Below are 12,713 nucleotides of genomic sequence, written 5' to 3' on the forward strand. Positions count from 1 at the left end.
ACAACCACCCATTTGTGAGTTAGTCTTAGTGAGTTATTCACATCCCAAATGGCTAAACTGCCTAAGTTACGAGTAAACATTCAACAACTCAGCATCATTTCAACAAGATCCGATGAGATCCCGCTGTTTACTGAAAGTTATCCAAAGAATCTGTGGATAACCTTGTGTGCAACCAAGGTATAGCCATAACACAACTGTGTGTAACCTAATAAATAGCTGAGCAGATCTAGCTATACAATGGCAAAATCAATACACTGACACGATGAAAAAAGCACTCTCTTCACCAACCAGCATCGATCAACTCATGGAACGTGCTGACGCAATGGCCGGGCTCACGTTGGCAGAACTCGCCAAACGCTGGCAAGTTCAAGTGCCGCCGGATCTAAGAAGAGACAAAGGCTGGGTAGGCCAACTTATGGAGCTTCAGCTGGGTGCAAGTGCGGGCAATAAAGCCGAACCGGACTTCCCAGAAATCGATGTAGAGCTGAAAACCTTACCCATCAGTTATGCACTTGCTCCCCTAGAAACAACCTACGTTACTGTGGTTCCTTTAACCAACATTAGAGCGCTGAATTGGTTTGACTCAGTCGTCTATCAAAAATTGAAAAGGGTGTTGTGGGTTCCAGTGCAAGGAGAGCGAGAAATTCCAGTCGGAGATCGAATCATTGGTACTCCATTTCTTTGGCAGCCATCACAGCAACAGCTGCAAATGTTAAGAAATGATTGGGAAGAGTTAATGGAAATGGTTGCTTTAGGTAATATAAATTCGATTTCGGCAAAGTTTGGAGATGCATTGCACATACGCCCAAAAGCCGCCAATGGTCGAGTACTTACCGATGCAATCGGCGAGGATGGTTCGCCGATAAAGACGCTGCCACGGGGGTTTTATCTGCAAAAGAGTTTTACTCAAGCAATCCTTAATCAAGCATTCGCTAATGATGCTTAGCTCAAAAAGCTATCATCTCTTGATCCCGATCATACTTTTAGTTGCAAAAATTCATCAAATTGCTAAGAAATTTAGATAGAATAGCCGGCCTTTATTTGTTGGACGATTAATTACCCTGTGACTAGCCTGCAGCAACTCAAAAAACTTTTGATAGTGACCTTTGCCTGGACCATGGCGATGAGTCTCTACGTGTCGTTTAGATACTCTCAAAGTTTAACCTTGCCACAGTGGGCTGTAGGTCAATCTGATCTGTACACCCTAACCATAATCATGGGCGTAATTTTTGGTTGTTTGCACTGGCTTTCCAACTTAATTTCCGAGGTGACCTTTATACGACGTATGCCCTACGTCTTTATTGTCTTATTTAAAGGCATTTTCCTATTAATTGGGGCAACCTTCATAGCCTACTTGAGCCAAATGCTCACCATGTGGGCGTTAAGTAACCACGTACTGTCGTTACGGCAAATGCTCACTATGCAAATCATATACAGCCCCTCCTTTCAGGGCTTAATTGTGTATTTGGTGTTTGTTCGAATTGGTATCGCCTTCATCGAGCAAATGGTGTTGTTGGTCGGCCGGCGGGTATTACTGAACATTGGTCTAGGCCATTACCATCGCCCGTGTTATGAAAATCGCATTTTCTTATTTGTGGATATGACCGCCTCAACAGCCCATGCAGAATCCTTGGGAGATTATCGCTTCAGTCGTCTCATTCAGGACAGTTTCGAGGTTTTGTCCTCGGTTGCAGCCAAGCATGATGCTGAAATATATCGCTATATGGGCGACGCAGCTATCATCAGTTGGCCACTAGAAGATGGTTTAGAAGATCAACGCTGTCTGCGTTTATATTTTGATTTCATTCAACAATTGAATTGGCACCGCCGCTCGTTTGAATCCCATTACGGATTTGTACCGCGCTTTAAAGCCGCCGCTCATTGTGGTCAAGTTGTGGTGGCGGTTGTCGGAGTAAATAAACAAGAGATCAGCTATTTTAGCGACGTGCTGAACACACTGGCGCGACTGCAGGATCAATGCGGACCTCTGGGGCAAAAAATGCTGATATCCGGTGACCTTGAAAAGCAAATAGAAAAAACCCAAGACCTTCATATAGAAGAGCTTGGGCCGATTATGCTTAAGGGTAAGAAGAATCCTATCGAAGTGTTTGGAGTTTCTTCTAATTAGTCGACACTGCCGATGCCTTAAGATTTAGAGCGTAAATACTCTATCAAATGTTCCAAATCTTTAGCGGTCATGCTTACAATGTCCGCCAACCATTGTGGATGGGCCGACTGCCAAATAGGCTCTTCGCCATGTTGCAATGCTTGAGCCAATTGCTGAATTCGCTTCAAACCAATGGAACCCGCTGCACCTTTATATTTGTGTGCTTCTTCACACAAGGCCTTTTTGTCGCCATTTTGGTATGCGGCTTTTAGATTGTCCAAGTATTCAGGCAATAACTCTTGAAACAACTCCACACTTTTTAGTAATGTCGCAGCGCCAATTGCACTAATGTATTGGTCAAGAGTGGTTAAATCGAGTATGTCTTCAATTTTTGCTGAGGCCATTACGCCAGCTCTCCTAATAGCGGATAAATTTGATCTTGTGCTCTTTATATTACTCAAGCAAAACCGGATCAACAGTTTACTTTACAATCTAAGCCTTGGCTCACTAAATTAACCGAGAAACGGTAAAATTTTACCGTTTGTTTAGCGAAACTTATCGATAGCGTTAATCAGCCACATTCACTTTAATAATGGCCGTGCTATAATCCCGACCCTTTTCTCGTTAACCCTAATGGAGCATTTATGCCAACCACCATGCCTGATGTTGCTAGCAGTGCAATAGCACCAACGCAAGGCACCTTAGATTGGGTCGGTATGAGCAACATTGAGCTGCCTTTAATGATAAAGGTGGACGATACCCAAGCTCGCCAAGTGAGCGCCCGTTGCAAAGCCTACGTTAATTTAGAAGACAGCACTGCCAAAGGCATTCACATGTCTCGCCTGTATTTGGCACTCGATGAAATGTCTAATCAAGATACGGTTACCTTAGAGCGGCTTCACTGGTTGCTACAAACCTTCATCGCCAGTCACGAAAGTCTATCTAGCCATGCTTTGGTGGAATTGCAGTTCGATTATCATTTGCGCCGCGCTTCGCTTAAAAGTGATAAAACCGGTTGGAAATCCTACCCGACTCGTTTATTAGGGAGAATTGATGAAGGCACTCTGAGTTTTGAACTGCAACTGCAAATCCCTTACTCGTCCACTTGCCCATGCTCTGCTGCTTTGGCTCGACAAATGATTCAAGAAGCGTTCAATAATCGCTTCGACGCTCACCAACAACTGGATTATCAAACCGTAGTGGATTGGTTAGGCACTACCGATGGTATTAATGCCACCCCTCACTCGCAGCGCTCTGTGGCCGATATTAAAGTAAAATTGGCATCTGACACGAAAGACATCCCCCTCGTAGCGCTGATTGATTTAATAGAAAACGCCCTCCAGACACCGGTTCAAGCTGCGGTTAAAAGAGAAGATGAACAAGAATTTGCTCGTTTAAATGGTCAAAATTTGATGTTTGTTGAAGATGCGGCTCGACGTCTAAAGTACGCACTTAATGAGCACCCGCAGTTTAGTGATTTTTGGCTGATGGTGAATCACCTAGAATCACTTCACGCTCACGACGCTGTGAGCACCGTGGTTAAGGGCATCAAAGGCGGCTATCTGGCTTGAGTCAAATTTGAGCTCTGGGTCATTTAAGGCACTGCCTTGGGGGCCCAGTTTCCTCAATTTCTCCACAATCATATTATTGCCAGGCCAACGAAACCCCGCCCAATCTGGCGCTAATAACATCGGCGGCTTGGCATAAGCCGTTACCCGGTGAAACACCACCTGAGCCGGCGTGCGTCGAATCAAATCCACAGCGGCGTCGGTGTATTCATCGAGCGTCATGGTCTCAAGTCGACCTGCTCGCCACGCTTTAGCCATGGTACTGCCTTCAACAATATGAAGCGGATGCAGTTTAATGCCGTCAACGCCCAGTCGCAAAATATCATCTAGACTCTGTCGATAATCCGCGAGCGTTTCACCAGGAAGCCCCAATATTAAATGACAACAAACCTTAATGTTTCGACCTTGGGCGCGCTTTAAGGTATCGGCATAAGCGGCGAAATCGTGACCGCGATTAATGCGCTTCAAAGTTTTATTATTGCTGGTCTGCAAGCCAAGCTCGAGCCAGATTTCATAACCTTGATTCTGATAATCCTGCAATAAATCCAGCACACTGTCAGCCACACAATCTGGGCGGGTGCCAATGCATAAACCATCCACCATGCCTGAATGAATGGCTTCTTGATACTTGCGTTTGAGTACCTGCAACTCATCATACGTGGACGTATAAGCCTGGAAGTAGGCAAGATATCGCTTCGCACCGCGCTTTGGGTTTTGCTTACCTTTAGCCAACTGTTCACTGATGCTGGCTTGAGTACCGTGCTCATGACTGAAAGATTGCACATTACAAAAGGTACATCCGCCAACACCTAAACTGCCATCTCGATTAGGGCAATCAAAACCGGCATCGATGGTAAGCTTTTGCAAGCGTTGCCCAAAATGCTTTTGGCAATATTGACCTAAGGTATTAACGTACGCTTCGAGTCCCAACGGCTATCTCCATCACAAAAACGCGACATGCTATACCCTAATGCAAGTAAGCTCTAGGTTAGGGATCAAATATTCGACAAAAAACCGCCATACCAGGCTGAATGAATACGCATAGATACTGAATAAAAGCGATTACATATAGAGTATTAACTCTATCTTATAGCGCCTCTAACAAGCCCATCACCGCCCCCTCACTCATCGTTAACAAGTATTGCGTTTCAAGAGCTTACACCAAAACTTTACGTTGACGTCAATCTGCAGGTTGCCATAAAACACTGGCTTTACCTTAACGGAAAGCAAGAATTCCACTTGAAATATTTACAATTTATTCAGATTGATCTTTTCTCGGATTGTCAGTAATTTGTCAAATTCGGGTAGTTACCCGTTGATTTAGAGGTTGGGATGTTCCCACACGATTGTAGGATTTTAGGGAGGTCTCGGCATGGGCTTAAATCGACCCCAGTTTGAAAAAGAAAATTGTGGCTTTGGCTTAATGGCACAAATGGATGGAGAGCCAAGTCATCGCATCGTAAAAACCGCCATTCATGCCTTACATCGAATGAAACACCGCGGTGGTATATCAGCAGACGGTAAAACCGGAGATGGCTGCGGATTACTCTTGCAAAAACCCGACAGTTTCTTTCAAACGTTAGCCCAAGAAAACGACTGGAATTTAGCCCAAAAATACGCCGTGGGTATGATATTTCTTTCCCCAGATTCAGAGCAATCGGCCATAGAACGCAAGACCTTAGAACACAGTCTGCAGCAAGAAACCTTATCGGTAGTGGGGTGGCGCACAGTACCAATCGATAGCCAAGTGCTCGGTGATGTGGCTAAACGTTCACTGCCACGCATTGAACAAATCTTTATTAATGCGCCCGTAGGATGGCGTGAACAGGATCTTGAGCGGCGCTTATATATGGCCCGTCGCCGTGTCGAAAAACAGCTACAACAACATAGTGAGTTCTACATTGCCAGTTTGTCTTCCACCATTGTGGTTTACAAAGGGTTGACGCTACCCATCGATTTGCCCAAGTTTTATTTGGATTTAGCCGATAACCGATTACGCAGTGCCATTTGTTTATTCCATCAACGCTTTTCTACCAACACTCAACCCCGTTGGCCCCTAGCTCAGCCCTTCCGTTATTTAGCTCATAACGGTGAAATTAACACCATTACTTCCAATCGCCAATGGGCACGCGCCCGAGCCTATAAGTTTAACTCGCCGTTAGTGCCGGATTTGCAACAGGCCGCCCCCTTCGTTAATCAGTCGGGGTCAGACTCTTCGTCTCTAGATAACATGCTAGAACTGTTATTGATTTCGGGAATGGACCTTTATCGAGCCATGCGCTTGATCATTCCACCCGCTTGGCAATCTAACCCTGAAATGGATGATGAGCTTAAAGCGTTTTATGACTTCAACTCCATGCATATGGAACCGTGGGATGGGCCAGCAGGAATCGTGTTTACGAACGGTAAACACGTAGCCTGCACCGTTGATCGTAATGGTTTGCGGCCATCGCGATACGTCATTACAAAAGATCGCATTCTGACACTGGCCTCAGAGGTGGGTATATGGGATTACAACAGCGAAGATGTGGTGGAAAAAGGTCGCGTTGGCCCAGGTGAACTGCTGGTGTTAAATACCAGCAATGGACAACTGAAAGCCTCCTTTGAAATTGATGATGATTTAAAGCGCCGCCACCCATACAAAGAGTGGATGCAGAAAAACAGCTTACAACTTACCCCTGCGACGCAAATCCCTAACGACCAACAAGGGGCAAGCGAACTGATCGCCGAACAACTGACTTTCTACCAGAAAATGTTCAACTACACCCAAGAAGAGCTGCAACAAGTGATTTGGGTGCTTGCTAAGAATGGCGAAGAAGCGATTGGCTCCATGGGCGACGATACTCCCATGGCGGTCCTTAGCCGTAAACACCGAAATATTTGCGATTACTTTAGGCAAATGTTTGCTCAGGTGACCAACCCACCCATTGACCCGCTTCGCGAAAAGCACGTTATGTCGTTGGCCACCTGTATTGGTAAAGAGCAAAACTTACTCAATGAGACCACCGGTGGCGCCCATCGAGTCATGTTTGAGTCTCCAATTTTGCTTTACTCTGATTTTAAGCAATTGATGGAGCTCGACAATAGCTATTACCGAGCTGATACCATCAATCTCAATTACGACCCAGCTGAAGGTTTGCAAGCAGCGATTACTCGAGTAGCCCATCAAGCTGAAGATTTGGCTCGTCAAGGCACTACCTTGGTGGTACTAAGTGATCGAGGCATCAATGCCAATCAACTGACCATTCCAGCGGTTATGGCAACCGGTGCCGTTCAACAACGCTTAATCGATGCGCAGTTACGCTGCGACGCCAATATTATTGTTGAAACGGCAAATGCGCGTGACCCTCATCATTTCGCCGTATTACTAGGTTTTGGCGCAACGGCGGTCTATCCATACCTTGTGTATGAAAGCATTGACGCCATGGCCAAACAATCCGCCAATGAAGATCAACTGATCGACTTACTGATTAACTATCGCAACGGCATTAATAAAGGGTTGCGAAAAATCATGTCGAAGATGGGGATTAGTACCATCGCCAGTTATCGCTCTAGTCAGTTGTTTGAAGCAATTGGCCTTAATGACGAGGTGGTGGAACTGTGTTTTAAAGGGGTTGTGAGTCGTATTCAAGGAGCGAGTTTTGAGCACTTACAAAGTGATCTCATAAAACAGCATCGCTTTGCTTACAAACCCCATTTAAGGCTCGAACAAGGTGGCTTGCTTAAGTACGTCAACGAAGGCGAATATCATTGTTACAACCCAGATGTTATTACTTACCTTCAGCAAAGTTTAAATCAGGGTAATTATCAGGTTTATCAAAAGTTTGCCAAGGCCGTGGACCAACGACCGGTGGCTACGCTACGGGATATGCTGGCTCCTAAACTAGCCAAAGAGCCCATCGCCATTGATGCGGTTGAAGCTACAAAACAGCTCTACAAACGATTTGATTCAGCAGCCATGAGCATTGGCGCCTTGAGTCCAGAAGCTCATGAAGCATTAGCCGTCGCGATGAACCGACTTGGCGGGCGCTCTAACTCGGGTGAAGGCGGTGAAGATCCGCAACGCTTCAATAGCGAACGCAATTCCGCCATTAAGCAAATTGCTTCTGGTCGATTTGGTGTAACTGCTCACTACCTAGTGAACGCCGACGTATTACAAATCAAAGTGGCTCAAGGCGCTAAGCCTGGCGAAGGGGGACAGCTCCCAGGGCATAAGGTCAGTGCCGAAATTGCTGCGCTGCGACACTCTCGCCCAGGAGTTACGCTCATTTCGCCGCCGCCTCATCATGACATTTACTCCATCGAAGATTTAGCGCAGTTAATTTTCGATCTTAAACAAATTAACCCCAAGGCTTTGGTGTCAGTGAAACTGGTGTCTGAGCCCGGAATCGGCACCATTGCAACCGGTGTCGCCAAGGCCTACGCCGATTTAATTACGGTATCAGGGTACGACGGTGGAACCGGCGCAAGCCCGATCACCTCGGTTAAGTATGCCGGAAGTCCTTGGGAACTTGGCTTGGCAGAAGTCCATCAAGCATTGGTGGCTAATGGCTTGCGTCACAAAGTTCGCCTTCAGGTTGATGGCGGCTTAAAAACCGGACTGGACGTTATAAAAGCGGCCCTTTTAGGAGCTGAATCGTTTGGTTTTGGTACGGCTCCCATGGTGGCACTTGGCTGCAAATATTTACGCATTTGTCATTTAAATAACTGCGCAACTGGAGTGGCTACCCAAGACAATAAGTTGCGCCAGCAACACTTCCACGGACTTCCAGAAAAGGTCATGAACTACTTTAACTTTGTGGCTCAAGACGTGCGAGAATGGATGGCTAAGCTAGGCATTGAGCGCTTTGAATCTTTGGTTGGCCGTTCCGATCTATTACAGGCCCTGCCGGGATTAACAGCTAAACAGCAAGGGTTATTGTTAGATGATTTGCTTTATCAACCAAAAGTCCCTCAAGGAAGCGGCTTAGTGTGTACAGACAGCAATCCACCGGATGACCAAGGTGTCATGAATAAAGAACTGGTAACGATCGCTAAACCGGCGGTACTTGCCGGTAGCAGTGGTCGTTGGCATTTAACCATTCAAAACACCGATCGTTCCGTGGGTGCCGGTCTATCTGGGCTGATCGCTCAAGTCCATGGTAAAGACGGCCACCCTGACGAATTGGATTTTCACTTTGACGGCTCCGCAGGACAGAGTTTTGGTGTGTGGAATAGCAAAGGCGTTAACCTGACCTTAAATGGCGACGCTAACGACTATGTTGGAAAAGGCATGAACGGCGGACAGCTGATTATCAGACCGCCACAAAACAGCGTATTTGCGTCGAACAAGTCCGCTATTATTGGCAATACCTGCCTCTACGGTGCGACCGGAGGCAAACTATACGCGGCCGGCTGTGCGGGTGAGCGCTTCGCGGTTCGCAACTCTGGCGCTATTGCTGTTGTTGAGGGCGTAGGTGATAACGCCTGTGAATACATGACCGGCGGCATTGTATTGGTGCTCGGACGCACAGGCGTCAACTTTGGTGCTGGCATGACCGGTGGCTTTGCCTACGTATTTGACAAGTTCGGTAACTTTTCTCGTCGCTGCAACCATGAAATGGTAGATGTCATGGCGGTGGACACCCCGATTCAAGAACAACATTTGCGTCAATTGATAGAGCAGCACGTTAATGCCACCGACAGTGAACATGGCCGTCAAATACTGATGGATTTTGACAACTGGTTACCCCGATTTGTCGTGGTTAAACCTAAAAACATGGTGATGCAAGATTTACTTAAAATCGAACATGAGCAAAAGCTCGCTGTAAAGGTAGGGTAAAACAATGAGTAATGATTTCCAGTTTCTCGAAGTTGAACGCCATGACCCCGCTAAAGTCGATGTGCAGCAGCGAAAAACTCAGTTTATTGAAATATATACGGAGTTCCAACAAGAGCAAGTCCACCAACAAGCGGACCGCTGCTTAGATTGTGGAAACCCATATTGTGAGTGGAAATGTCCGGTTCACAACTACATACCTAACTGGCTAGAGCTGGCTAAACAAGGAAGGATTATAGAAGCGGTTGAGCTGTCGCATCAAACGAATTCCTTGCCGGAAGTGTGTGGGCGAGTGTGCCCTCAAGATCGTCTTTGCGAAGGGGCTTGCACTCTTAATGACGAATACGGCGCCGTAACCATAGGAAACGTAGAAAAATACATTACCGATAAAGCCATCAGCATGGGCTGGACACCGGATTTATCTAAGGTGGAATCGCGACCCGAGACCGTCGCCGTGATTGGTGCCGGACCGGCGGGTCTTGCTTGCGCCGATGTTTTGGCGCGCAATGGTATTAAGGCGGTAGTTTATGACAGTTACCAAGAAATTGGTGGCTTACTGACCTATGGCATTCCAGCCTTCAAATTAGACAAGGGTGTCATGCAAACGCGTCGTAAAATTTTTGAAGGAATGGGCATTGAATTCGTACTAAACACTCACGTAGGAACAGACATTAGCTTTAACGAGTTAGCCACTCAACATCAGGCCGTGTTCCTTGGAATGGGCACCTATAAAGCGATGACCGCGGGCTTAGCAGGCGAAGACGCTCACGGTATCATTCAAGCGCTACCCTACTTAATTGGCAACACCCATGAAGTGATGGGCAGTGTCGATGCCGACAATCCTTACATTAGCCTCAAAGGCAAAAAGGTGGTGGTTTTAGGGGGAGGCGATACCGCGATGGATTGCGTTAGAACCGCGGTTCGACAAGGCGCTGAGCGCGTTATCTGTGCCTATCGTCGTGACCAAGCTAACATGCCTGGCTCCCGCCGAGAGGTGAGCAACGCGCAAGAAGAAGGTGTGCAATTTAACTTTAACCAACAACCCGTCGCGTTCGAAGTTCAAGATGGCAGTGTTAAAGGGGTCCACGTAGTTAACACCGAGATGACAGAAGCAGATGCGTCTGGGCGTCAAGGATGTAAAGCGATAGACGGCAGCGAGCATTTACTTGAGGCTGATGCGGTCATCATCGCCTTCGGTTTCCAACCGAGCCCTGCGCCTTGGCTAGAATCGATTGGCGTGCAGTTGGATAAAAAAGGACTCGTTATTGCCCCCAATGACAGTGACTACGCCTACCAAACCAGCAACCCTAAAGTGTTCGCTGGCGGTGACATGGTTAGAGGCTCCGACTTAGTCGTCACAGCCATTGATGAAGGGCGAAAAGCAGCAGCTGCTATCGTCGACTACTTTGATGATAAAAAATAGTCTATAGTTACTGATACTTAAGCAATTTTAAGGAAATACTATGGGCTTTTTATCTTGGGTAGTTCTGGGGTTAATCGCTGGCGCATTAGCGAAATGGTTAATGCCAGGGAAAGATGGCGGTGGTTGGATCATGACCATCATTTTAGGTATTGCCGGTGCGTTTGTTGGTGGCTGGTTAGGGTCGCTCGTGGGGCTTGGCAGCACTGCAGGTTTCAATCTTGGCACCATAGTCACGGCGACGGTTGGCGCTCTGGTGTTGTTGCTCGTGTATAACAAACTTATTCGCTGAACTTTGCAAGGGATCCCACGGATCCCTTGAACTATTTCCCTCCCGCCGTGCTCATTTGATAGACTTAGCCACTGACTATCCCCCTTCCCAAATACGAGAGATTTACTATGAAAATCGGCATTATTGGCGCTATGGAGCCAGAGGTTGTCCTGCTTGTTGAAGCGGTCCAAAATCCGGTAAAAAAAACCATTGCAGGCATCGAATTCGTAAGCGGTCAACTTAACGGCTGCGACGTAGTAGTCACCCGTTCCGGTATTGGCAAAGTAACCGCCACAGTAGCGACTACTCTGCTTATTCAACAGTTCGAACCAGACTATGTCATTAATACCGGCTCTGCTGGAGGGTTTGCGAAAGAGTTAACCATTGGCGATATTGTTATTTCCAACGAAGTACGTCACCACGATGTGGATGTCACCGCATTCGGCTATGAAGTTGGCCAAGTTCCACAACACCCAGCCGCTTATCTTCCCGATCCAATGTTGGTGCAAACCGCCAAGGACGTCATTGATTCGCTCGGTGAAGTAAAAGCCATCGAAGGGCTGATTTGTACCGGCGACAGCTTTATCTGTGATCCGAAACGCACCCAACAAATGTTGGCCAACTTCCCAAGCATGGCAGCCTGTGAGATGGAAGCTGCTGCGGTTGCGCAAACCTGCTATCAATTCAACAAGCCATTTGTTGTTATTCGCTCTTTATCTGATAACGCTAATGATGATTCAGCGGTGGACTTTGACAGCTATATTATCAAAGCCGGCAAACATTCTGCGCTTATGGTGATGTCGCTATTAGCGCGACTTGCATCCCGTTAGTTGGCTCAGGTAAGTTAATTAAAACTGTTAGTAGGAAAAGCTCTTGGATTGGACACTCGCCGAATTCGTTTATTTGTTCGACTTAATCGGCGTAGCCGTTTTCGCACTGACCGGTGCGCTCGCTGCTGGCCGACATCGAATGGACCACTTTGGTGTACTTGTGCTGGCGGCGGTAACCGCGATTGGTGGCGGCACCATTCGCGACGTCATTTTAGGCGCCCCTGTTTTCTGGTTAACCGATTCTAATTATCTAATAGCCATCGTATGCACCGTCATTCTTACCTTGATTTTGGCCCGAAGCCCTCCTAACCTTCCTCGCTGGATTCTACCGGTAGCTGATGCCTGTGGTTTAGCCTTGTTTACGGTCATTGGCGCTGACAAAGCGTTATCCATGGGTATGTCCGGTGAAAGTGCTGTCATTATGGGCGTTATTACGGGCGTAGGTGGCGGCCTAGTGCGGGATCTGTTATGCCAACGGGTTCCTATGATCTTACAAAAGGAAATCTATGCCTCGGCGTCGATCGTCGGAGGAGTCAGCTTTACTTTATTGATGCACTTGCAATGGCCGTCTACCGTGGCACTATGTATCGCTATGCTAAGCGCATTATCCTTGCGTTTGGCTGCAATTAAATGGCAATTATCACTGCCAGCTTTTGACTTAACCAGTAAATTAAAATGAGGACTGTGTGTTGCGATTAG

General features: G+C 47.0%; 10 protein-coding genes. 8 read left to right on the plus strand and 2 right to left on the minus strand.

Going from position 1 to position 12,713, the window contains the following annotated elements; translation table 11 throughout:
- The first annotated feature begins 262 nt into the window (after nt 1-262).
- Both mutH and CLC91_RS04240 read left to right on the plus strand, forming a co-directional pair.
- Complete coding sequence (mutH, locus tag CLC91_RS04235) at nt 263-946, plus strand: DNA mismatch repair endonuclease MutH (RefSeq protein ID WP_095500052.1); 684 nt, start codon at nt 263-265, stop codon at nt 944-946.
- Between the two features lie 177 nt (nt 947-1,123).
- Nucleotides 1,124-2,128, plus strand: a complete 1,005-nt coding sequence (locus tag CLC91_RS04240) for an adenylate/guanylate cyclase domain-containing protein (protein WP_095498145.1) — start codon at nt 1,124-1,126, stop codon at nt 2,126-2,128.
- 17 nt (nt 2,129-2,145) lie between these two features.
- Here the strand turns inward: CLC91_RS04240 and CLC91_RS04245 are convergent, their stop codons facing one another.
- A complete protein-coding gene (locus CLC91_RS04245) occupies nt 2,146-2,511 on the minus strand; it encodes an Hpt domain-containing protein (RefSeq protein ID WP_095498042.1) in 366 nt (121 codons plus the stop codon).
- Between the two features lie 240 nt (nt 2,512-2,751).
- Between CLC91_RS04245 and folE2 the strand changes: the two genes are divergently transcribed.
- Entirely contained in the window at nt 2,752-3,678 is a 927-nt protein-coding gene (gene folE2, locus CLC91_RS04250) for a GTP cyclohydrolase FolE2 (protein WP_095498041.1), read from the plus strand.
- On the opposite strand, the gene CLC91_RS04255 is transcribed toward folE2, so the two are convergent.
- The gene (locus tag CLC91_RS04255) at nt 3,613-4,605 is read right to left on the minus strand and encodes a TIGR01212 family radical SAM protein (RefSeq protein ID WP_095498040.1); all 993 of its coding nucleotides are present in this window, start codon (nt 4,603-4,605) and stop codon (nt 3,613-3,615) included. The two genes, folE2 and CLC91_RS04255, sit on opposite strands and share 66 nt — an antisense overlap.
- Nucleotides 4,606-5,047: 442 nt before the next feature.
- Between CLC91_RS04255 and gltB the strand changes: the two genes are divergently transcribed.
- The 5 genes from gltB to CLC91_RS04280 all read left to right on the plus strand — a co-directional run bounded on the left by gltB (nt 5,048) and on the right by CLC91_RS04280 (nt 12,693).
- Nucleotides 5,048-9,496 (plus strand): glutamate synthase large subunit, encoded by a 4,449-nt coding sequence (gene gltB / locus CLC91_RS04260; RefSeq protein WP_095498039.1) that lies wholly within the window; start codon nt 5,048-5,050, stop codon nt 9,494-9,496.
- A gap of 4 nt (nt 9,497-9,500) precedes the next feature.
- Nucleotides 9,501-10,916: an FAD-dependent oxidoreductase gene (locus tag CLC91_RS04265; RefSeq protein WP_095498038.1), complete on the plus strand. Its 1,416-nt coding sequence runs from the start codon at nt 9,501-9,503 to the stop codon at nt 10,914-10,916.
- Between the two features lie 40 nt (nt 10,917-10,956).
- Nucleotides 10,957-11,205, plus strand: a complete 249-nt coding sequence (locus tag CLC91_RS04270; RefSeq protein WP_095498037.1) for a GlsB/YeaQ/YmgE family stress response membrane protein — start codon at nt 10,957-10,959, stop codon at nt 11,203-11,205.
- A gap of 107 nt (nt 11,206-11,312) precedes the next feature.
- Nucleotides 11,313-12,014 carry a 5'-methylthioadenosine/S-adenosylhomocysteine nucleosidase gene (gene mtnN, locus CLC91_RS04275; protein WP_095498036.1) on the plus strand — a complete coding sequence of 234 codons (702 nt, stop codon included), beginning with the start codon at nt 11,313-11,315 and terminating at the stop codon, nt 12,012-12,014.
- Between the two features lie 43 nt (nt 12,015-12,057).
- Nucleotides 12,058-12,693, plus strand: a complete 636-nt coding sequence (locus tag CLC91_RS04280; protein WP_233132576.1) for a trimeric intracellular cation channel family protein — start codon at nt 12,058-12,060, stop codon at nt 12,691-12,693.
- Nucleotides 12,694-12,713: the final 20 nt, after the last annotated feature.

The organism is Paraferrimonas haliotis (assembly GCF_002282895.1).
Taxonomy (GTDB): Bacteria; Pseudomonadota; Gammaproteobacteria; order Enterobacterales; family Shewanellaceae; genus Paraferrimonas; species Paraferrimonas haliotis.

Excerpts from the sequence above, each read along its gene's own strand:
- mutH (WP_095500052.1), top strand. The coding sequence starts at position 263 with ATGAAAAAAGCACTCTCTTCACCAACCAGCATCGATCAACTCATGGAA.
- CLC91_RS04240 (WP_095498145.1), top strand. The coding sequence starts at position 1,124 with ATGAGTCTCTACGTGTCGTTTAGATACTCTCAAAGTTTAACCTTGCCA.
- CLC91_RS04245 (WP_095498042.1), bottom strand. The coding sequence starts at position 2,511 with ATGGCCTCAGCAAAAATTGAAGACATACTCGATTTAACCACTCTTGAC.
- folE2 (WP_095498041.1), top strand. The coding sequence starts at position 2,752 with ATGCCAACCACCATGCCTGATGTTGCTAGCAGTGCAATAGCACCAACG.
- gltB (WP_095498039.1), top strand. The coding sequence starts at position 5,048 with ATGGGCTTAAATCGACCCCAGTTTGAAAAAGAAAATTGTGGCTTTGGC.
- CLC91_RS04265 (WP_095498038.1), top strand. The coding sequence starts at position 9,501 with ATGAGTAATGATTTCCAGTTTCTCGAAGTTGAACGCCATGACCCCGCT.
- CLC91_RS04270 (WP_095498037.1), top strand. The coding sequence starts at position 10,957 with ATGGGCTTTTTATCTTGGGTAGTTCTGGGGTTAATCGCTGGCGCATTA.
- mtnN (WP_095498036.1), top strand. The coding sequence starts at position 11,313 with ATGAAAATCGGCATTATTGGCGCTATGGAGCCAGAGGTTGTCCTGCTT.